Annotated in this window: 20 protein-coding genes; 8 read left to right on the top strand and 12 right to left on the bottom strand. The window is 71.9% G+C overall.

From position 1 onward, the window contains the following. Positions 1-205: 205 nt before the first annotated feature. Positions 206-514, bottom strand: coding sequence for a hypothetical protein (locus tag AC069K_RS29990; protein ID WP_101389324.1), 309 nt, complete (start codon positions 512-514; stop codon positions 206-208). 400 nt (positions 515-914) lie between these two features. Here AC069K_RS29990 and AC069K_RS29985 point away from each other — a divergent pair, with 400 nt between their 5' ends. The 4 genes from AC069K_RS29985 to AC069K_RS29970 all read left to right on the top strand — a co-directional run bounded on the left by AC069K_RS29985 (position 915) and on the right by AC069K_RS29970 (position 5594). Continuing rightward, positions 915-1703, top strand: a complete 789-nt coding sequence (locus tag AC069K_RS29985) for a trypsin-like serine peptidase (RefSeq protein WP_478621556.1) — start codon at positions 915-917, stop codon at positions 1701-1703. A gap of 236 nt (positions 1704-1939) precedes the next feature. Further along, on the top strand, positions 1940-3559 hold the full coding sequence (locus tag AC069K_RS29980) for a serine/threonine-protein kinase (RefSeq protein WP_478621554.1): 1620 nt from the start codon (positions 1940-1942) through the stop codon (positions 3557-3559). 68 nt (positions 3560-3627) lie between these two features. Beyond that, positions 3628-4644: a C40 family peptidase gene (locus AC069K_RS29975; RefSeq protein WP_478621552.1), complete on the top strand. Its 1017-nt coding sequence runs from the start codon at positions 3628-3630 to the stop codon at positions 4642-4644. A 209-nt stretch (positions 4645-4853) separates the two neighbouring features. Continuing rightward, positions 4854-5594: a phosphatase PAP2 family protein gene (locus tag AC069K_RS29970; RefSeq protein WP_365099995.1), complete on the top strand. Its 741-nt coding sequence runs from the start codon at positions 4854-4856 to the stop codon at positions 5592-5594. Positions 5595-5683: 89 nt separating this feature from the next. Here AC069K_RS29970 and AC069K_RS29965 read toward each other — a convergent pair whose 3' ends face one another. Together AC069K_RS29965 and AC069K_RS29960 are read right to left on the bottom strand one after the other, a co-directional pair. Continuing rightward, on the bottom strand, positions 5684-7267 hold the full coding sequence (locus tag AC069K_RS29965) for an FAD-binding oxidoreductase (RefSeq protein ID WP_478621550.1): 1584 nt from the start codon (positions 7265-7267) through the stop codon (positions 5684-5686). 97 nt (positions 7268-7364) lie between these two features. Beyond that, positions 7365-7520: a hypothetical protein gene (locus AC069K_RS29960; RefSeq protein ID WP_358833706.1), complete on the bottom strand. Its 156-nt coding sequence runs from the start codon at positions 7518-7520 to the stop codon at positions 7365-7367. 110 nt (positions 7521-7630) lie between these two features. On the opposite strand from AC069K_RS29960, the gene AC069K_RS29955 reads away from it, so the two are divergent. Beyond that, positions 7631-8497, top strand: coding sequence for an SCO4651 family lipoprotein (locus tag AC069K_RS29955; RefSeq protein ID WP_365100297.1), 867 nt, complete (start codon positions 7631-7633; stop codon positions 8495-8497). 135 nt (positions 8498-8632) lie between these two features. After that, positions 8633-8806, top strand: coding sequence for a hypothetical protein (locus AC069K_RS29950; RefSeq protein ID WP_358833705.1), 174 nt, complete (start codon positions 8633-8635; stop codon positions 8804-8806). Positions 8807-8930: 124 nt separating this feature from the next. Here the strand turns inward: AC069K_RS29950 and AC069K_RS29945 are convergent, their stop codons facing one another. Then, on the bottom strand, positions 8931-9269 hold the full coding sequence (locus AC069K_RS29945) for a metal-sensitive transcriptional regulator (protein ID WP_358833704.1): 339 nt from the start codon (positions 9267-9269) through the stop codon (positions 8931-8933). A gap of 206 nt (positions 9270-9475) precedes the next feature. On the opposite strand from AC069K_RS29945, the gene AC069K_RS29940 reads away from it, so the two are divergent. Beyond that, positions 9476-10096, top strand: coding sequence for a DUF47 domain-containing protein (locus AC069K_RS29940; RefSeq protein WP_067155188.1), 621 nt, complete (start codon positions 9476-9478; stop codon positions 10094-10096). 5 nt (positions 10097-10101) lie between these two features. Further along, positions 10102-11100 carry an inorganic phosphate transporter gene (locus tag AC069K_RS29935; protein WP_358833703.1) on the top strand — a complete coding sequence of 333 codons (999 nt, stop codon included), beginning with the start codon at positions 10102-10104 and terminating at the stop codon, positions 11098-11100. A gap of 226 nt (positions 11101-11326) precedes the next feature. On the opposite strand, the gene pstB is transcribed toward AC069K_RS29935, so the two are convergent. The 8 genes from pstB to mshD form a co-directional block, all read right to left on the bottom strand. After that, positions 11327-12103 (bottom strand): phosphate ABC transporter ATP-binding protein PstB, encoded by a 777-nt coding sequence (pstB, locus tag AC069K_RS29930; RefSeq protein WP_358833702.1) that lies wholly within the window; start codon positions 12101-12103, stop codon positions 11327-11329. 29 nt (positions 12104-12132) lie between these two features. Next, positions 12133-13209 carry a phosphate ABC transporter permease PstA gene (pstA, locus tag AC069K_RS29925; protein ID WP_478621545.1) on the bottom strand — a complete coding sequence of 359 codons (1077 nt, stop codon included), beginning with the start codon at positions 13207-13209 and terminating at the stop codon, positions 12133-12135. Then, positions 13209-14201, bottom strand: a complete 993-nt coding sequence (gene pstC, locus AC069K_RS29920; RefSeq protein WP_365100013.1) for a phosphate ABC transporter permease subunit PstC — start codon at positions 14199-14201, stop codon at positions 13209-13211. The genes pstA and pstC overlap by 1 nt, the downstream gene beginning before the upstream one ends. A gap of 143 nt (positions 14202-14344) precedes the next feature. Beyond that, positions 14345-15487, bottom strand: a complete 1143-nt coding sequence (gene pstS, locus AC069K_RS29915) for a phosphate ABC transporter substrate-binding protein PstS (protein ID WP_365100015.1) — start codon at positions 15485-15487, stop codon at positions 14345-14347. Positions 15488-15809: 322 nt separating this feature from the next. Then, on the bottom strand, positions 15810-16250 hold the full coding sequence (locus AC069K_RS29910; protein ID WP_478621542.1) for an NUDIX hydrolase: 441 nt from the start codon (positions 16248-16250) through the stop codon (positions 15810-15812). Then, positions 16247-17281 (bottom strand): CHAD domain-containing protein, encoded by a 1035-nt coding sequence (locus tag AC069K_RS29905; protein WP_478621540.1) that lies wholly within the window; start codon positions 17279-17281, stop codon positions 16247-16249. The genes AC069K_RS29910 and AC069K_RS29905 overlap by 4 nt, the downstream gene beginning before the upstream one ends. Continuing rightward, complete coding sequence (locus AC069K_RS29900) at positions 17268-19517, bottom strand: RNA degradosome polyphosphate kinase (RefSeq protein ID WP_358832002.1); 2250 nt, start codon at positions 19515-19517, stop codon at positions 17268-17270. Before AC069K_RS29900 ends, AC069K_RS29905 begins: the two co-directional genes overlap by 14 nt. A gap of 412 nt (positions 19518-19929) precedes the next feature. Further along, a complete protein-coding gene (gene mshD / locus AC069K_RS29895) occupies positions 19930-20868 on the bottom strand; it encodes a mycothiol synthase (protein ID WP_358832003.1) in 939 nt (312 codons plus the stop codon). Positions 20869-20947: the final 79 nt, after the last annotated feature.

Below are 20947 nucleotides of genomic sequence, written 5' to 3'. Positions count from 1 at the left end.
GGTAGCCGTGCTGGTTCCCGCGCGGGCGCGGTGTGGTGACTCGACATCAGGGAGACGCAACCTCAGCCGGTGGGCACGACGGACGGATGGTGGGGGAGGGCCTGGGCGGACCCGTGGGGACGAAGGGGACGGGATGGCGCCCGGCTTGACGACAGGTCAGGTCAGACCGGTCAGATCGGATCGGGTCGGGTCGGGTCGGGTCGGGTCAGACGGCCATCCCGTACACGATGGTGAACAGGGTGCCGAGCGAACCGATGATGAAGACTCCGGTCAGTCCGGCCACGATCAGACCCTTGCCCTGCTCCGCGCTGAACGTGTCGCGCAGCGCGGTCGCGCCGATCCGCTGCTTGGCCGCGCCCCAGACGGCGATGCCGAGGCACAGGAGGATGGCCACGGCCATCACGACTTCGACCATCACCCGGGCCTCGTTGCCCAGGCTTCCGAACGGCCCCCAGTTGGGCGCGATCCCGCCGATGATCGTGGTGATGTCGCCCTTTTCTGCTGCCAGGTACACGTAACTCACCGCCCCTGTCGGGTAGTTCGATGCCCCTGCCCCATGGCATGGGTCAGGCTCTATCTTCGCTGATGAAACCGCCCCGGTATGTCGACTTGGCGGCTCTCTTTTCCCGAAACCGCACAGCTGTGCCGGTCACACCGCCCTGACCTGCGGTGGACCGGTTCTCTACGGATTCGCGTATGGTCACTCTGTGTATCACGCACAGTGACTCCGGGCAATGACTGTCGTTGGTGCACTCTGGGCCCGTTGGCTCGAGCGGAACTCGCGCGGGCGCGTCCGGCCCCCTGTCAGGGTGCTCGTACGGGCCCCCGCGCGAACGCCCCGCCGGCTCACTTCACAGACTCTTCTCAGAAAAGTTCCAGGGCTGTTCTCAGGTCGGAACGGCACAGTCCGGGTCATGAGACACGTCTCCCAGCTGCGTGCGCTGTCGGCGGTGGCCGTGCTCCTGGTGATCCCCGCGTACGGGGACCGGGACCCCGGGACGGGCGGCCGGACCGTCGTGGCGCAGGCCACGCCCGCCTCCGCGCGCGTGGGCGCGCTGTTTGAGGGCGGCCTGGACGGAGACCACTTCTGCACGGCGTCCGTGGTGCACAGCGCGGACCGGAACCTGATCGTCACGGCGGCGCACTGTCTGGACGGCCAGGACGACGCGGTCTTCGTGCCGGGCTACCGGGACGGCCGGGCGCCGTACGGCACCTGGCCGGTGGAGGACACCTATACGGATGACGCGTGGCAGGAGGACGGCAGCGTGGACGACGACGTGGCCTTCGCGGTCCTGGGCGCCGGCTCGCTGACGGGGGCGCGGGTGGAGGACGCGGTGGGCGCGGCGCGGCTGGCGACGACGCCGCCGTCCGATGCCACGGCCGGCACCACGGCCACGCCCGACACCACAGCCACGGCCGGCGCCGCGGACACCGTCACGGTCACCGGCTACCCCAGCGACTCCGACTCCCCCCTGACCTGCACGAACCGCACGACACGGTACGGCGCCACCCAGCAGCGCATCGAGTGCCCCGGCTACTCCGGCGGCACCAGCGGCAGCCCGTGGGAGGCGGCGGACGGGTCGGTGGTGGGGGTCATAGGCGGCTACGAGGAGGGCGGGGACGACCCGGACGTGTCGTACAGCATCGTCTTCGGGCCGAGTACGGCGGAGCTGTTCCGGCTGGCGGGCGGGGAGGGGTGTTGAGGGGGCCGTCGGGGGCCTTCCAGTCGTGCTTGGGCAGCTCCTCGCGCAGGCGCCGCAGTGCGGCGGAGAGGACTTCGCGGGAGGGGCCGTAGACCATCAGCCGTGCTTCACGCGGTAGCCGTGCGACCCTCGGGCAGGGGTCGGTCCGTACGCGAATCGGTCGCCCGGCGTCGCAAGTGATCACAAGTAGGTCAACGGGCGCGAGAAGCGCGCCAGTTGCGTGACAGAGTCGTGCGGTGGACGCGCTCAGGCCCCGGGATCCGGCACACATCGGTACGTACGCCCTGCTCGCCCGGCTGGGCGCGGGCGGGATGGGCATGGTCTACCTCGGGCGCTCGCCCGGCGGCCGGCTGGTCGCGCTCAAGGTGATCAAGGACGAGATCACCGACCACCCGGAGGCGCTGGCCCGCTTCCGGCGGGAGGCGGAGACGGTACGGGCGGTGCGCAGCGCGTACACCGCGAACCTGATCGACGCGTCGCTGGCGGCGCCGCCGTACTGGCTCGCCACGGAGTACGTCTCCGGCCCGACCCTGAGCCGGGCCGTCGCCGACCGGGGCCCGTTCCCGCCCGACACCTGCCGCAGGCTGTTCGCCGCGCTGGCGGAGGGGCTGGCGAGCGTGCACGCGTACGGGGTGACGCACCGGGACCTCAAGCCCCAGAACGTCATCCTGGCACCGCAGGGCCCGCAGCTCATCGACTTCGGCATCGCGCGGGCGGCGGCGGACACGGCCCTCACCCGCACGGGCGCCGCGCCCGGCACCCCCGGCTACACGGCTCCCGAGGTGCTGGTGCGCAACGAGGTGGGTGACGCGGCGGACGTGTTCGCGCTGGGGGCGACGATGGCGTTCGCGGCCACGGGGAGGGCGCCGTTCGGGGCGGGGTCGGTGGAGGGCGTGTCGTACCGGGCCGTCCACGAGCCCATCGACGTGGCCGGAGTGGAGCCCGGGCTGGCCGCGCTGATCGCGGCCTGCGCGGCCAAGGATCCGGCGCACCGGCCGACTCCGGCGGAGGTGATCGTGCGGTGCGGGGTGACGTCGGCGCTGGTCGAGGACCCGTACTACCAGGCGCTCTCGGCGGGCCTGACGGAACCGCCCCCGCACGACCTCCCCACGGCGACGGCCCTCCCCCCGAACCACCCCACCCCGCCCCCCGCCCCGTCCCGCTCCCGTCGCACCACCTGGCTGGTGACGGTCGCGGTGGCGGCGGTGCTGGGGGTGGTGGGGGCTGTGGTGGTGCAGGGGTGGCCGGGTGGGAAGGGAGGGGGCGCGGACGCCAAGGCGTCGGGGACGCCCGGCCCGTCGCGGAGCGCGAGCCCCGCCGACTCCGGCAAGAAGGCACCGCTGGGGCCGCCGCAGTACATCGAGCAGACCGCGCCGTCCCTCGACGGCTACTCGGGGCTGTCGGACAGCTGCCGGCAGCCGGCACAGGAACAGCTGGACACCCAGTTCCAGTTCGCGGTGACCCCCGGGGGGCTCTCCGCCACGGACGAGGTGCCGCCGGGCAAGGTGCAGATCGGATACCGGCTCAAGTACGAGGAGCCGGGCGCGCCCCCGTACTACCTCGCGATCACCGTGAAGCCGCCGCACGAGGTCGATGCGAATGGGAACCCGACCGCCCGGACGCCCAACCGGCAGCTCGGCTTCGTCAGCAAGGTGTCCGACCTGTACGCGGGAGCCCAGACGGAGTGGAAGTACGTGACGTACCCGGACGACTTCGTCCTCCGCTCCCAGGGCAAGGTGCTGCCCGCCCTGGCGGTGGAGCGGGACAAGTCGACCGAATGGACCGTCGTCTACCAGCATGTGAAGGGGGTGAGGGAGTACCGGAGCGTCGTCTGCGCGGGCTTCGTCGTGGAATGAGACGCGTGGCCGACACGGCTGGCGGGAAAGTGGCGGTGAACCCGGCGGGGATGGGGGAGGGTTGACGGGTGCGCAAATTCTGGGTGGCAGGCGGGATCGGGTTCGGGCTGTGCCTGAGCTTCCTCGCGCTGCTCGTCGTCGGAACGTACTCGGCCGCGGCCGGGCTGGCCGGCGGCCTGGGCGGCGGGGGCAGCGCGGTCGGGCTGGCGAAGGGAGCGGTCCCGGCCAAGTACCAGCCGCTGGTGCAGAAGTGGGGCACGCTCTGCCCCGCGCTGAACCCGGCGCTGCTCGCGGCCCAGCTCTACCAGGAGAGCGGCTGGAACCCGACGATCGTCAGCCCCGCGAAGGCCCAGGGCATCGCCCAGTTCATCCCCGGCACCTGGGAGTCCCACGGCATCGACGGCAACGGGGACGGCAAGCGGGACGTGTGGGACCCGCAGGACGCCATCCCCTCCGCCGCCTCGTACGACTGCGAACTCGCCAAGTACGTCAAGAACGTGCCGGGGGACCAGGGCGCCAACATGCTGGCCGCCTACAACGCGGGCGCGTACGCGGTGATCAAGTACGGCGGGGTGCCGCCGTACCCCGAGACCCAGAACTACGTGAAGATCATCCGCACCCTGGAAAAGAGCTTCGCCCGCCCCACCACCCGAGTGGCCCCCTCCCAGCAGGCCGCCGGGGCCATCTACTACGCGCAGCAGAAGCTCGGGACCCCCTACCTCTGGGGTGGGGAGGGGACCGCCGCCCAGGGCGGGCGGTTCGACTGTTCGGGGCTTACCCAGGCCGCCTACGCCAGCGTCGGGATCGAGCTGCCGCGGGTTGCCAACGACCAGTACAACGCCGGTCCGCACCCCGCCCGCAACGAGCTCCTCCCCGGCGACCTCGTCTTCTTCTCGGACGACCTGACCAACTCCCGCGCCATCCACCACGTCGGGCTGTACGTCGGCGGCGGATACATGATCAACGCCCCGTACACCGGCGCGGTCATCCGCTTCGACAAGATCGACGCGCCGGACTACTTCGGCGCGACCCGGGTGACCAAGGACGGCGCCGCCGCGTTGCCGACCTTCAAACCGGGTACGTGACCCCCGGCGGGAAGTGGCCGGAACTCGTCGGCACTCTCCGTCAAGTCATGGCCCTGAGCTGCGACGATGAGTCTCTCTTCGGTAACGTCGTCGTGATCATTCCGTGGAGAGTGGAACGCGAGGGCCGTTCAGGCCGTTCAGTGGACAGTGACCGCAGCAGTACTGACCACGGGGGTTGGTAGCTACACGCACAGGCAAGGGGCCTCGGCATGGCTGGACTCGCGCTCGACGGGTCGAACCTGGACGTCAGCCTGCTCTACGACATCAACGGACTCGCCGCTTCCGCTCCCACCTGGCTCGACCGCGTGATGGAGTTCGTCGGGGAGTACGGCATCCTCCTCGCCCTCGTCCTCGTCGTGCTCCGGTGCTGGTGGAGCCTGCGGCGCGCGGACGACCGCGAGAGCGCGCTCGCGTCCCTCGCCGCCCTCGTCTGGGCGCCGCTCGCCGCCGGGATCGCGCTGCTCGTCAACATCCCCATCAGGGGGTTCGTGGAACGGCCGCGGCCGTTCGTCGCCCACAAGGGACTCGACGTCCTGGTGGACGGCAAGACGGACTACTCGTTCGTGAGCGACCACGCCACGCTGGCCATGGCGATCGGGGCCGGACTCTTCGTCGCGCACCGCAGGTTCGGGCTGCTCGCCATCGGGCTCGCGCTCGCCGAGGGCTTCAGCCGGGTCTACATGGGCGTGCACTACCCTACGGACGTGGTCGGCGGCTTCGCGCTGGGCACCGCCGTCACCCTGCTGCTCGCGCCGCTCGCGCTGATGCTGCTGACCCCGTTGGTGTCGACCGTGGCCCGCTCGCCCCGGCTCGGCCGTCTCGTACGGTCGCGGCGCGCCGGCCAGTCCTCGCTGCGGCTCGCCGCCGACCTGCCGGAGCCCCGCGGCTCCCGGTCGGGCGCGGAGACCGGGACGGGAGCCGGACCGGGCGAGAACGACCTGGCGGCGTAGGCCGGTTCGGCGGTCGCGCACCGGTCGCGGGACTCGGGACTGCATCGCCGCAGGACTGCATCCCTGTGGGACTGCACCCCCTGCGGGATCTACAGCGCCTGCGGGAAGTCGAACAGGCGCGTCGGGTCGTACCGGCGCTTCAGTTCGGCCAGGCGGGGCGCGGCGGGTCCGTAGTACGCCCGGCGCCAGTCCCTCAGCTGCGGGTCGGTGTAGTTCTGGTAGGCGGCCCCGTTCGCGTACCGGCTCAGCGCGTCATGGGTGGTATTCAGCCATGCCCGCTGGGCCGTTCCCGGGGTGTCCGGGCGCCAGGAGGCGATGTACTGCGCGAGCACCCGCGAGCGCCGGTGCACGAACGCCGTCGCCGTCGGGGCGACCCGGTTCAGCGCCCCGCCGAGCGCCGTGAGCGCCACGCTGCCCTCCCCGCCGCCCTGCCCCACCGCCACGTGCCCGAACGCCTCGGTCCGGGCGAGCAGGGCCCGTACGCCGTCGGCGGGGAGCGCCCGGTCGAAGAACGCGGAACGGGCCGCGTACGTCTCGCGCTGGAGCGCGCCCCGCGGGGAGCGGCCGGGCGTGGCGCCGGGCAGCCGGCACCGGTCCTCGGAGAGCCCGGCGCAGCCGGCGTACGCGAGCATCGCCTCGGTGTAGCCGTGGCGGCGCAGCGAGACGGAGGCGGCGGGGGCGCCGACGCGGTCGGCGAGGCGGTCCACGGCGTTCTGGAGATCGCCGTAGGTGCCCAGGGAGAACACGGAGACGTCGACGGTCGGCGCGGCCCCCGCCTTCACGCCGCCCGCGGCCGCCGCGAGATGGGCGGCGGACCAGATCTCGTCGGGCTGGTCGGGGCCCCACTCCTGCCAGGCCCCGATCACCGCACGCGCTTTGGCCCAGGGCCAGGTCAGATGGGCGGTGACGGTCCGCGGGGCGTCGTGCGTACGGAAGGTGAGGCCGGTGACGACGCCGAAGTTGCCGTTGCCCGCGCCGCGCAGGGCCCAGAAGAGCTCGCTCTCGTGGTCGGCGTCGGCGGTGAGCCGTCTGCCGTCGGCGGTGATCAGGGTCGCGGAGGTGAGGCTGTCACAGGTCGCGCCGTACGCGCGCGTGGCGACGCCGTGGCCGCCGCCGAGGGTGAGCCCGGTGACGCCGACGGTGGGGCAGGATCCGCCGGGGATCGTCCGGCCGCCCCTGCCCAGGGCGAGATAGACGTCCAGCAGCCGGGCGCCCGCGCCGACCGTGGCGGTGTCGCCGTCGGCCCGGACGCCGTTGAGCCTCGACAGGTCCAGGACGAGGCGGCCGGTGCCGGAGGACCATCCCGCGTACGAGTGGCCGCCGCCGCGCAGTGCGACCGGGGTGCGGTGGGCGCGGGCGAAGGCCAGGCACTCCCGTACGTCGTCGTCGTTCGCCACATACGCGACGGCCGCCGGACGCAGGCCGTCGAAGCGGGTGTTGTAGAGCTGACGGGCGGTCGGGTACGCGGCGTCCTCGGGCCGCACCAGGGAACCGGCGAGCGAGCACGCGAGGGCGGTCCAGGCGGCCGGAGCGGTGCCGGAGGTGGCGGCGGTGGGCGCGGGTGACCGGGGGGACGCGGATGCCTCGCCCCGGGCCGCGCCGGACGTGCAGGCGGACGCGGCGGCGAGGGCGGCCCCCGCGGCCCCGGCGGCGAGGAGGGAGCGCCGGTCCACGCGGGGACGTGTTCCCGCAGGGCCGGACTACGAACCGTCCGGTGGCGTACGGGTCCTTGCTCGGCCATCCGGACGTTTTCGCGGCCCCAGGGCGGGCCTAGTCCGCCGACTCGTGCTGCCGCGCGTCCCCTCGCGCCTTGTCGCGGGAGCGGCGGGCGGGACCGGTCCAGCCGCAGGTGCAGTGGGCGTGGGCGAAGCTGCCGCGTTCCGTCGTCGTGGTGCGGTGCTCAGGAGCTGAGGCTTGGTGGGGCACGCTGTCACGGTACCCAGCGTCGGGCGCGGGCGTGACCGGGGTGGGGACGCGGTCGTTAGACGGGGCGGGTGGTGCGGCGGATCGTGGAAGGCGCTTGGGGGTTGACGGCGATGGCGGTGCGGCGGCAGGGGCTTGGGGGCGCGGGCTTCGCCGGTGCCGTCGTGACCGGCGTGACGGCCGCCGCGGTGGCCGTCACGGGCGTGCTCGTCGCCGGCTGCGGGGCCGACGCCTCCGCGGGCGCCGACGGGCCGCAGGGGCGTGCGGCCGAGCCCGGCCAGGTGGTGGCCCGCGCGGCGGACGCGCTGGTGGCCGCCCGCAGCTCCAAGACCAGCACCTCGATGGAGATGGCCGCGGGCGGCACGCGCGTGACGATCCGCGGCGAGGGGGTGTACGACTTCACGCGCCGCATGGGCCGGCTGAAGGTCGTCCTGCCCCGGGACGCGGCGGGCGCCGAGGAGCACCGCCCGATCACCGAACTGCTGGCGCCAGGCGCGCTCTACATGAAGAACCGGGGCGCGGGCGTCCCCGCCGACAAGTGGGTCCGCGTCGACACGGCGACGCTCCCCGACGGCAACCTGGTCACCGGCGGGGTCACCGACCCGATGGTGGCGGCCGAACTGCTGCGCGGCTCGGGCGCGGTGAGGTTCGTGGGCGAGGAGGACCTGGCGGGCGTCCGGGTCCGGCACTACCGGGGCACCGCCGACATCCCCCGCGCGGCGGGCGCGGCCGGGCCGCACGCGCGCGGCTCGCTGACGGCGGCGGCGAAGGGCTTCGGCCGGTCCAAGGGCGCGGTGCCCTTCGACGCGTACTTCGACGCCCAGGGCCTGCTCCGCAAGCTGCGCCAGCACTTCAGCTACGTCAACCAGGGGCGTACGGTCGCGGTCGCCTCGACCACGCTGCTGTACGGATTCGGGGTGCCCGCCGCCGTGCAGCTCCCGGCGGAGCGGGACATCTACGCCGGGAAGATCGAGTCATAGGGGTCCGGGGGGCGTTCGGGAATTCAGTCATGGGCGGTGGCGGAAATGGTCCGTCCGTGCCATGCGCGGTGTGTGTGCTCCTCCCTACGCTAGGAAGCCGACGACGGCAGAAAGAGGGGTGGAGGGGTGAGGTGCGTGGCCGGGCTCCGCAGCACAACCGTCCAGGACCACGTGGCCCTCGTCGAGATCGAGCTGTGCGGTGAGCTGATGATCGCCGCCTCGGCCGCCGACGGGGAGCGGCTCAGTCCCGACCTGATCGACGAGGTGCTCAAGGTCGAGCCCGAGACCCCCGCCGGCGCCGGGGGCTGATTTCGGCCAGGCCCGCGGCTCCCGGTGCACGTGACCGGGGCCCGACCGCCGCTTTCCGGCCAGGCGGCCACAGAGGCGGGCAACACAGGCGAGCCACTGGGCCGGGCCGTCGGGGGCCGGTCGCTCAGGTGCGCAGCAGGCGGGCGATCGCCTTCGTGGCCTCTTCCACCTTCGCGTCGATCTCCCCGCCGCCCTTCACCGCGGCGTCCGCCACGCAGTGCCGCAGGTGCTCCTCCAGGAGCTGGAGGGCGAAGGACTGGAGGGCCTTGGTGGACGCGGAGACCTGGGTGAGTATGTCGATGCAGTAGACGTCCTCGTCCACCAGGCGCTGGAGCCCGCGGATCTGCCCCTCGATCCTGCGCAGCCGCTTGAGGTGTTCTTCCTTCTGCTTGTGGTAGCCGTGTACCGCGTGCGGCTGGTCCGTGAGGACGGTGTCCGGCTCGGCGGGCTCGGTGGTCGTCATCGCGTCCTCCCGTGGTCAGAAGAGGGGGTGGATACCCCTCGTGGGTATAGGGTAACGAACCCCGTGGAAGGGGGTACGGATACGGGCCGGGGGCCCGTGCTGATCACTGTGCCTGATGGGCGACACTGAAGTACGCCGGTTAGCCGTGGCCGGATGATGCGCCTAGCATCAGCCTGACCGAATCCAGAGCACCCCGAGGACCCCACGTGCGCTTTCGTCTGACCCCCAGGGAGACGAGCTTCTACGACATGTTCTCCGCGTCCGCGGACAACATCGTCACGGGCTCGAAGCTCCTGATGGAACTGCTCGGAGCGGATTCCGCGTCCCGGGCCGAGATCGCGGAGCGGATGCGGGCAGCGGAGCACGCGGGTGACGACGCGACCCACGCGATCTTCCACCAGCTGAACTCCTCGTTCATCACGCCGTTCGACCGCGAGGACATCTACAACCTCGCGTCGTGCCTCGACGACATCATGGACTTCATGGAGGAGGCCGTCGACCTCGTCGTCCTCTACAACGTCGAGGAGCTGCCCAAGGGCGTCGAGCAGCAGATCGAGGTCCTGGCGCGGGCGGCCGAGCTGACCGCCGAGGCCATGCCGAACCTGCGGACGATGTCCAACCTCACCGAGTACTGGATCGAGGTCAACCGTCTGGAGAACCAGGCCGACCAGATCCACCGCAAGCTGCTCGCCCATCTCTTCAACGGCAAGTACGACGCCATTGAGGTGCTCAAGCTCAAGCAGATCGTGGACGTGCTCGAAGAGGCCGCCGACGCCTTCGAGCACGTGGCGAACACGGTGGAGACCATCGCCGTCAAGGAGTCCTGAGCTTCGTGGACACCTTCGCACTGATCGTGACCATCGCGGTCGCGCTCGGATTCACGTACACGAACGGGTTCCACGACTCGGCGAACGCCATCGCGACCTCCGTCTCGACGCGGGCGCTGACCCCGCGTGCGGCGCTGGCCATGGCCGCCGTGATGAACCTCGCCGGTGCCTTCCTCGGCAGCGGGGTCGCCAAGACCGTCAGCGAGGGCCTGATCGCCACCCCCGAGGGCAACAAGGGGATGGGGATCCTGTTCGCCGCGCTGGTCGGGGCGATCATCTGGAACCTGGTGACCTGGTACTTCGGGCTGCCGTCCTCGTCCTCGCACGCCCTGTTCGGCGGCATGGTCGGCGCGGCGCTCGCGGGCGGGACGACCGTCCACTGGGACGGGGTGCTCGACAAGGTCGTCGTACCGATGTTCGTCTCGCCGGTGATCGGGCTCGTCGCCGGTTACCTGGTGATGTGCGCGATCCTGTGGATGTTCCGCAAGTCCAACCCGCACAAGGCCAAGCGGGGCTTCCGTATCGCGCAGACCGTCTCGGCGGCGGGCATGGCGCTTGGCCACGGCCTCCAGGACGCGCAGAAGACCATGGGCATCGTGGTGATGGCCCTGGTCATCGCGGACGTGCAGTCCGCGGGCGACGAGATCCCGATCTGGGTGAAGATCGCCTGCGCGGCGATGCTGTCGCTGGGGACGTACGCCGGTGGGTGGCGCATCATGCGGACCCTCGGGCGGAAGATCATCGAGCTTGATCCGCCGCAGGGGTTCGCCGCGGAGACCACGGGGGCCTCGATCATGTTCGGGTCGGCGTTCCTGTTCCACGCGCCGATCTCGACGACGCACGTCATCACGTCCGCGATCATGGGTGTGGGGGCGACCAAGCGCGTCAACGCGGTGCGATGGGGTGTGGCGAAGAACATCATCCTCGGGTGGTTCATCACGATGCCCGCGGCGGCGATCGTCGCGGCGGCGAGCTACTACGTGGTGCGGATCTTCTTCGGCTGAGCCGCGTTACGGGGGGCTCGGGGCTCTGCCCCGGGCCCCCTTTGCTTTTGCCCGCGGGTCGGTGGGGGCCGGTCGCGCAGTTCCCCGCGCCCCTTCAGGGCCCGCGGGCGCAAACGGTCTCCCGGGCTTGGCGGGGGTTACGTAAAGGGGCCCGCCCCCTGGCACCAGGGGGCGGGCCCTTCGTCTTGCGGTGGCACCGCCATGCAGCACCGCAGACGGTCCGGGGTTATCCGAAGCGGCCCGAGATGTAGTCCTCGGTCGCCTGGACGGACGGGTTGGAGAAGATCCGCTCGGTCTCGTCGAGCTCCACCAGGCGCCCGGGCTGGCCCACGGCCGCCAGGTTGAAGAACGCCGTACGGTCCGAGACGCGCGCCGCCTGCTGCATGTTGTGCGTCACGATGACGATCGTGAAGCGCTCCTTCAGCTCGCCGATCAGGTCCTCGATCGCGAGGGTGGAGATCGGGTCCAGGGCCGAGCAGGGCTCGTCCATCAGCAGGACGTCCGGCTCGACCGCGATCGCGCGGGCGATGCACAGCCGCTGCTGCTGGCCGCCGGACAGGCCCGAGCCGGGCTTGTTGAGGCGGTCCTTGACCTCGTTCCAGAGGTTCGCGCCCTTGAGGGACTTCTCGACCACGTCCGCCAGCTGGTTCTTCTTGTACGAACCGTTGAGGCGCAGCCCGGCCGCCACGTTGTCGAAGATCGACATGGTGGGGAACGGGTTCGGGCGCTGGAAGACCATGCCGACCGTACGGCGCACCGCGACCGGGTCGACGTCCCTGCCGTACAGGTTCTCGTCGTCCAGGAGCACCTTGCCCTCGACGCGGCCGCCGGGGGTGACCTCGTGCATCCGGTTCAGGGTGCGCAGGAAGGTGGACTTGCCGCAGCCGGACGGGCCGATGAAGGCGGTCACCGAGCGGGGCTCCACGGTCATCGAGATGTCCTCGATCGCCTTGTGGGAGCCGTAGTAGGCGGTCAGGCCGCTGACGTCGATTCGCTTGGCCATCAGAATCACTGCTTCTTTCGTTGGTCGCGTCAGCGGCCGGTCTTCGGGGCCTTCCAGCGGGCGATGCCGCGGGCCACCAGATTGAGGATCATGACGAAGGCGATCAGGACCAGGGCGGCGGCCCAGGCGCGGTCGTACGACGCCTCGCTGCCCACCCGGTACTGCTCCCAGATGTAGAAGGGGAGCGAGGACTGGGCGCCGTCGAACGGGTTGGTGTTGATCAGCTGGCTGCCGAAGACGAGCAGCATGATCGGCGCGGTCTCGCCGGCGATACGGGCGATGGCGAGCATGACGCCCGTGGTGATGCCGCCGATCGCGGTCGGCAGGACCACCTTCAGGATCGTGCGCCACTTCGGCACGCCGAGGGCGAGGGAGGCCTCGCGCAGCTCGTTCGGGACGAGCTTGAGCATCTCCTCGGTGGAGCGGACCACGACCGGCATCATCAGGATCGCCAGCGCCAGGGAGCCCATGAAGCCGGACGGCTTCAGCTCGAACATCAGCATCAGGGTGAGGATGAACAGGCCCGCCACGATGGAGGGGATGCCGGTCATCACGTCGACGAAGAACGTCACGGCCTTGGCGAGCGCGCCCTTGCCGTACTCCACCAGGTAGACCGCGGTCAGCAGGCCGAGCGGGGCGGAGATCAGGGTGGCGATGCCGACCTGCTCCAGGGTGCCGACCAGCGCGTGGTAGACGCCGCCGCCCTTCTCGAAGCCGGGGACGCCGGCCATGGAGTGGGTGAGGAAGTCGCCGTCGAGGACCTTGGTGCCCCGGCTGACCGTCGTCCACAGCAGGGAGAGCAGGGGGATCAGGGCGAGGATGAAGCAGACCCACACGAGCGAGGTGGCGACGCGGTCCTTGGCCTGGCGCTTGTTCTCGACGGCCGAGGTGACGGCGTACGAGACGAGCACGAACAGGACCGCGGAGATCAGGCCCCACTGGACCTTGCTCTCCAGGCCGAAGGCGAGGCCGATGCCGCAGCCGAGCGCGATGCCGGCGGCGCCGAAGGCGGCCCCGGCCCAGCGGGGCAGGCCCCGGCGGCTCAGGCCGCCCTTGCGGGGCGCGGACGCGGCCGGGCGGGTGTCCTGGACAACTGCGTTGGACATCAGGCGTTCGCCCCCGAGTACTCCTTGCGGCGCGCGATGATCAGGCGGGCCGCGCCGTTGACCAGCAGGGTGAGGATGAAGAGCACCAGGCCGGAGGCGATCAGGGCGTCCCGGCCCAGCTCGTTTGCCTCGTCGAACTTCGCCGCGATGTTCTGGGCGAAGGTGCCGCCACCCGGGTTGAGGATGTGGGCGGAGAGCAGGTAGCTGGGGGAGAGGACCGTGGCGACGGCCATCGTCTCGCCGAGCGCGCGCCCGAGGCCCAGCATCGAGGCGGAGATGACGCCGGAGCGGCCGAAGGGCAGCACCGACATCCGGATGACCTCCCAGCGGGTGGCGCCCAGCGCCAGGGCGGCCTCCTCGTTCATCCGCGGGACCTGGAGGAAGACCTCGCGGCTCACGCTGGTCACGATCGGCAGGATCATGATCGCGAGCAGGATGCCGACGGTGAAGAGCGAGCGGGCGACGCCGACCTCGGTCTTCTCGAAGACGTACGTCCAGCCCAGGTACTCGTCGAGCCAGGAGTTCAGGCCCTCCAGGTACGGCACGAGGAAGAGGGCGCCCCAGATGCCGTAGACGATCGAGGGGATCGCGGCGAGCAGGTCGACGACGTAACCCAGGGGCGCGGCCAGCTTGCGCGGCGCGTAGTGGGAGATGAACAGGGCGATGCCGACGGCGATCGGAACCGCGATGGCCATCGCGACGACCGAGCTGACGACGGTGCCGAAGAGCAGGACGGCGATGCCGAAGACCGGCTTCTCGGCGGCGGGGTTCCAGTCGAAGGTGGTGAGGAAGTTGCCCTCGTCCTTCGACAGGGCTATCGCGGCGCGCACGCTCAGGAAGAGGGCGATCGACGCCATCAGGGCGAGCAGCAGGATGCCGGAGCCCCGGGAGAGGCCGAGGAAGACCCTGTCGCCCGCGCGGCCGGTGGACGCGCGGCGCGGGGCGGGGGCCGGAGCCGGTGGTGGCGGAGTGTTCGTGGTCAGGGAAGCCATCGATCTTTCCGGTCTGTGGGCGGGGACGGTGTGGGTCCCCTGGCGGCGGTGCACCGGATGGTGGGGGCGGGGGCCGGTCGGGGCCCCCGCCCCAGGGGCCTCGGGGCGGCCGGTTCGGCGCGCGCCCCTCGGACCGACGGGTGTTACTGGAGACCGGCGACGGTCTCGCGGACCTTGGCGTTGATCTCCGCCGGGATCGGCGCGTAGCCGGCGTCGGAGAGGATCTTCTGGCCCTCGTCGCCCGAGGTGTAGGTCAGGAAGGACTTCACCGTGCCGAGGGTGTCGGCCTTGTTGCCCTTGTCGCAGGCGATCTCGTACGTGACGAGGACGATCGGGTAGGCGCCCTCGGCCTTGGTGGCGTAGTCCAGGCCCAGGGCGAGGTCCTTGCCGGTGCCCTTGATCTTGGCGGCGGCGATCGCCTTGGAGGCGTTCTCCGGGGTGGCCTTGACCGGGGCGGCGGCGCCCGTGTTGATGTCCACGGTCTTGATGGACTGCGAGGTGGCGTAGGAGAGCTCGAAGTAGCCGATCGCGCCGTCCGTCTGCTTGACCTGCGCGGCGACACCGGCGGAGCCGGACGCGGCCTGGCCGCCCGGGGCGGGCCACTTCTTCTCCGGGGCGTAGGTCCAGTCGGACTTGGCGGTGGCGCCGAGGTACTTGCCGAGGTTCTGGGTGGTGCCGGAGTCCTCGGAGCGGTGGAACGGCTGGATCGCCTTGTCCGGGAGCTTGGCGCCCGAGTTCAGCTTGGCGATGGCCTCGTCGTTCCACTTCTTGATGTCGCCCTTGAAGATCTTGGCGAGCGTCGGGGCGTCCAGGACCAGGCTGTCGACACCCTCCAGGTGGTAGCCGATCGCGATCGGGCCGCCGACCATCGGGAGGCTGATGCCCTGGCCGCCGGTGCAGATCTTCTTGGAGTTGGCGACCTCCTCCGGCTTGAGCGCGGAGTCGGAGCCGGCGAAGGCGACCGTGCCCTGGTTGAAGTTGATGATGCCCTCGCCGGACGAGGAGCCCTTGTAGTTGATCTCCACACCCTTGCAGGCCGCCATGTAGTTCTTGACCCAGAGGTCCATGGCGTTCTTCTGCGCGGAGGAACCGGAGGCCAGCAACTGGCCCTTGGCGCCGTCGCACTTGATGTTCGACGCGGCGCTCGTCTTGCCGCCGGTCCCGCCGGTGGAGCCCGAACCCTTGTCGTTGTCGTCGCTGCCGCACGCCGTGAGGGCCAGGGCGCTGGACACGGCGATGACGCCGAGGGCGGTGGCGCGGAGCCGGTTCTTGCGCTGAAGCTTCACTTTCGGGTGTTCCTTCCAGGAGCCGCCGGGGTGCGTCCGTTGTACGGCGGCGTGCGAAGAGGTGTCCGGTCGGGCGGGTCGCCTCACACCGTGTAAGGCCGAAATTAGGCAGAACAGGTGAAGCCACCGACGGAGGAGAGTGAACGGGAGGTGAACCGTGCCGGACAGTGCGGTGCCGACCGTTACCGGTTCGTGTTGAGCCGCCTCCCGGGGTGAACGGCACCCGGCCGGAAACCGACGCCGAGGGGGCGCGGGGGAGCGGCGGCGGACCCCGTACGGAAGCCCTCTCAGGAGTCCTCCGGGGGTCCTCTCCGGCGTCCTCTCAGGACCGGCGCAGCGCGTCCAGCAGGGCGTCCACCAGGGTCCGGTCGCGCGGCTGGGTGAGCCGTTCGCGGGCCGCCTCCGGGGTCAGCCACAGCACCCGGTCGATCTCGTCGTTCGGCTGGAAACGGCCCCCGCCGGCCTCGGCGGACCAGTAGTCGACCGTCTTGGGGCGGCCCTGGGGATCGATGTAGTGGGCGGAGGGCAGCCGCGCGCCGGGCACGCAGGAGTGGCCGGTCTCCTCCCGAACCTCCCGGACCGCGCCCGCCAGCGGCTCCTCGTCGGGCTTGAGCTTGCCCTTGGGGTGCGACCAGTCGTCGTATTTCGGCCGGTGCACCAGGCAGATCTCCAGCCCCCCGGCTCCTTCCGGCCCCCCGGCTCCCTCCGGCGACCGGCGCCACAGCACGCAGCCCGCCGCGCGCACCGTCCCGTCCCGGTTCACGGCGCGGCCACCCGCGCGCCGGCCGGCGCGGGCTCCTCGGCGCCCGGATGCGCGCCCACCGCCGCCCTCGGCTGCCAGACCTGCTGGAAGGCGAACCGGGCAGCCTCCACCTCGTGCCGCTGGTCGGCGTGGAGCACGCCCAGCGCGTAGGCCGTGGCCGGGGCGATCCTCGGGGTGCGGGCGGCGGCCGCGGCGTCGGCGGCGGCCTCGGAGGCGTCGCGGTGCCGGTCGAGCGCGAGCCCGGCCCGCAGCAGCCGCTCGTCGTCCTCGTACGGCAGCCCGGTGCGCAGCACCTCCTGGGCGTACCGGTGCAGCCGCAGCAGCCGCCGCACCTGGTGCCAGGGCGCGTCCTGGGCCTCGCCCAGACCCGCCAGCGCCTCCGCGTTGTACGGATGGGCCGCGCGGGCCAGCGGCAGCGCGGCCACCGCCTGGCCGAGCCGCTGCTCGGCGAGGCGGGCGGCGGGCGGCAGCACCTCCACCGCGTACGCCGCCGCCGAACCGGACAGCGGCACCTCGCTGGCGAGCAGCGCCACCGCGTCGGCCACCGCGTGGAAGCGGGAGGAGCCCAGCGCCTGGAGGGCCGCCGAGTGCGCCCGGGTGCGGGCCAGGGTGAGCCGGCGGTCGAGCAGCGCCCCGGCCCGCGCCGCGCCCACCGCCGAGGCCGCCGCCTCACCGCGCGGCGCGGGCACCTGCGGGCCGCCGGAGAGCCGCTGGAGGCCGTCGAGCAGCCGGGCGAGCCGGGCCGCGCAGGCGTGCTCCCCGGCCAGGGTGGCGCGCAGCCAGGACAGTTCGGTGCGCAGCGCCTCCGCCCACACCGGGTCGAGCAGCGGGCGGAAGGTGTGCAGGGTGGCGCCGATGCGGCGGGCGGCGCGCCGCAGTGCCCGCGCGGCCTCCTCGGCGCCCTCGTTGTCGGGCCCCGCCTCGCGGTGCAGACGCAGGCCGCGCAGGAACTCCCCCGCCTGCGCGTGGAGATAGGGGGACAGGACGTCCCCGGCGGTCTGCGGTCGGGGGATGTTCTCAGGGTGTGGCACGCCGGCGCCTCCGGGCGTCTATCAGCATCTCCTGGACATGGCGCAGCGGCTGCCCGTCGGCGTCGACGGCGTGCCGGGTCCACTCGCCGTCCGGGCCCAGGTGCCAGGAGGTGGTGGTGTCCGACATCCCGGTCTCCAGGAGCCGGGTGAGGGCGATGCGGTGGTGCGGGTCGGTGACCCGTACCAGTGCCTCGATGCGGCGGTCCAGGTTGCGGTGCATCATGTCGGCGCTGCCCAGCCACACCTCGGGCTCGCCGCCGTTGCCGAACGCGAAGAGCCGCGAGTGCTCGAGGAAGCGCCCCAGTATCGACCGCACCCGGATGTTCTCGGAGAGCCCGGCGACGCCGGGCCGGGCCGCGCAGATGCCGCGTACCCAGATGTCGACCGGCACACCGGCCTGCGAGGCGCGGTAGCAGGCGTCGATCACGGCCTCGTCGACCATCGAGTTGACCTTGATGCGGACGTAGGCGGGGCGCCCGGCGCGGTGGTGGGCCGTCTCCTTGTTGATGCGCGAGACCAGGCCGTCGCGCAGGGACTTGGGCGCGACCAGCAGCCGGCGGTAGGTCTCGCGGCGCGAGTAGCCCGACAGCCGGTTGAAGAGGTCCGAGAGGTCGGCGCCGACCTGCGGGTCGGCGGTGAGCAGCCCCAGGTCCTCGTAGAGGCGGGCCGTCTTGGGGTGGTAGTTGCCGGTGCCGACGTGCGAGTAGCGGCGCAGGGTGTCGCCCTCCTGGCGCACCACCAGCGACAGCTTGCAGTGCGTCTTCAGCCCGACCAGGCCGTACACCACGTGGCAGCCCGACTCCTCCAGTTTGCGGGCCCACTTGATGTTGGCCTGCTCGTCGAAGCGGGCCTTGATCTCGACCAGGACGAGGACCTGCTTGCCGGACTCGGCGGCGTCTATCAGGGCGTCCACGATCGGCGAGTCGCCGGAGGTGCGGTAGAGGGTCTGCTTGATGGCGAGGACGTCCGGGTCGGCGGCGGCCTGCTCCAGGAACGCCTGTACGGAGGTGGAGAAGGAGTCGTACGGGTGGTGGAGCAGCACGTCCCGCTCGCGCAGCGCGGCGAAGATGTCCGGCGCGGACGCCGACTCGACCTCGGCGAGGTCGCGGTGGGTGCCGGCCACGAACTTGGGGAACTTCAGCTCCGGCCGGTCGAGCGCCGCGATGCCGAAGAGCCCGGTGAGGTCGAGCGGGCCGGGCAGCGGGTACACCTCGGCGTCGCTGATCTTCAGCTCGCGCACCAGCAGGTCCAGGACGTACGGGTCGATGGACTCCTCGACCTCCAGGCGCACCGGCGGCCCGAAGCGGCGCCGCATGAGCTCCTTCTCCAGCGCCTGGAGGAGGTTCTCGGCGTCGTCCTCCTCCACCTCCAGGTCCTCGTTCCGGGTCACCCGGAACATGTGGTGGGCCAGGACCTCCATGCCGGGGAAGAGCTCTTCGAGGTGGGCCGCGATGACGTCCTCCAGCGGCACGTACCGCTGCGGGGAGGCCTCCAGGAACCGCGAGAGCAGCGGAGGCACCTTGACCCGGGCGAAGTGGCGGTGGCCGCTGACCGGGTTGCGCACGACGACCGCGAGGTTGAGCGAGAGCCCCGAGATGTACGGGAAGGGGTGCGCGGGGTCCACCGCCAGCGGGGTGAGGACCGGGAAGATCTGCTGGCGGAAGAGGGTGAAGAGGCGCGCCTGCTCCTTCTCGGTGAGGTCGGGCCAGCGGATGAGGTGGATGTTCTCGTCGGCGAGGGCCGGGGCCACGTCCTGCTGGTAGCAGGCGGCGTGCCGGGCCATGAGTTCGCGCGAGCGGGTCCAGATCAGGTCCAGGACCTCGCGGGGCTGGAGCCCGGAGGCGGACCGGGTGGCCACGCCGGTGGCGATACGGCGCTTCAGGCCGGCCACCCGGACCATGAAGAACTCGTCCAGGTTGGAGGCGAAGATCGCCAGGAAGTTCGCCCGCTCCAGCAGGGGCGTCGCCGGGTCCTCGGCGAGCTCCAGGACGCGCTCGTTGAACGCCAGCCAGCTGCGCTCGCGGTCGAGGAAGCGCCCCGAGGGCAGCTCGTCGCCGCCGGGGGCGTCCTCGCGGTCGCGCTCGTAGCCGTCGTACCCGTCGAGATCCGCGTCGATGTCCGGTTCCAGATCGGAGACGGCCGCGGCGAGGGTGTGCGGCCGGTGCGCGGCTATGGAACCGACCGACGGCTGGGAGGTGGGCTGGAGGCGGACCTCGGCGCTTGGCTGCTGGCTCATGAACCCATTCTTCCGCGCCACACCGTTCTCAGGCGCGTCGGAGAGCAGGTCGGAGCGGGCAGGCGTGAGCGCCTTGGGGCGGGCGGCGGTCCCGTTCCGGGAGGGTGGCACCTCGGGCTGCATTGAGCGAGCGTCGCAAGCGTGTCTGAATACGCGGTAACGGGGACATGACATGAGGGAATCCGAGGCCTGACGCAGATGTCAGGAACACCCGCACGTGGCAGTGCCCGCGCCCGGCCCTGCCGGCGCCTCGCGGCGCCGGGTTACGGACAGGGGCGCGAGGAACCGCGCGACCGGCCACCCCCGGTCCGCGGACGAGAGCCGGGCACAGGCCGCCGAGCGCCTCGCGCGACCGGCCACCCCCGGTCCGCCGGCGAAAGCCGGGCGCAGGCCGCCCAGGGCCCGGTCGGTCCTACGACTCCGTCCGGTACATCAGGTCCACCTCGTGCGTGGTGAACCCCAGGCGTTCGTACACGGCGACCGCCGCCGTGTTGTCGGCGTCCACGTACAGCATCGCCGCCGGCAGCCCCTCCGCCGCGAGATGCCGCAGCCCCGTCGCGGTGAGGGCCTTGCCCAGGCCCCCGCCCTGCGCGTCCGGGCGGATCCCGACCACGTACACCTCCCCGATCCTCTCCGCCGCGTGCACCTTCGTCCAGTGGAAGCCCACGATCCGGCCCTCGCGCTCGGCGAGGAAGAAGCCCTTCGGGTCGAACCAGGGCTCCGCCTTGCGGTCGTCGAGGTCGCGCTGGGTGAGCGCGCCCTGCTCGGGGTGGTGGGAGAAGGCCGCCGCGTTCACGGCCAGCCACGCCGTGTCGTCCTCGCCGGGCACGAAGGTCCGTACGCTCACGCCGGGCGGGTAGACCGGCTCGGCGATGTCGGCGGGGCCCAACGGCCGCCGCATCTGGCGCAGTTCGCGGAACAGGGTGAGGCCGAGGACCTGGGCGAGGTGGCGGGCGGCGGAGTGCCCGCCGTGCGCCCACACCCGCAGCCGCTTGCCGGACGCGCCCAGCAGCGCCGAACCGAGCGCCCGGCCGTGGCCGCGGCCCCGGTGGGCGGGGTGGATGACGAGCTCGGCGGCGGGTGCCTCGACCGGGTCGGTGTCCTCCAGCTGCGCGTACCCGATCAGCTCGGACCCCTCGGCGGTGGCGAGCGTGAGCAGGAAGTGGCGGATCCCGGGCCGCCGGCCGCCCCGCAGCTGGAGCCGGCCCTGCTCGGACACGGCCTGCTGCCCGTCGGTCCCGGCGGCCTCGGCGAGCAGCGCGAGGACCTCCTGGGCCTGGGGGTGGGTGAGCTCGTCGAGGGTCCGGATCTCACGTCCGGAGGGGCCGGGCACGGCGGGGTCGGTCGTCATGGGTACGAGCCTACGGCGACCGGGGGCAAAACCTGACGTACCGACAAACGGCAACCATCCCGTAACCGCACCCCCCTGT

The organism is Streptomyces sp. NPDC043908, from assembly GCF_056435525.1.
This window is presented reverse-complemented; position numbering and strand designations above follow the sequence as displayed.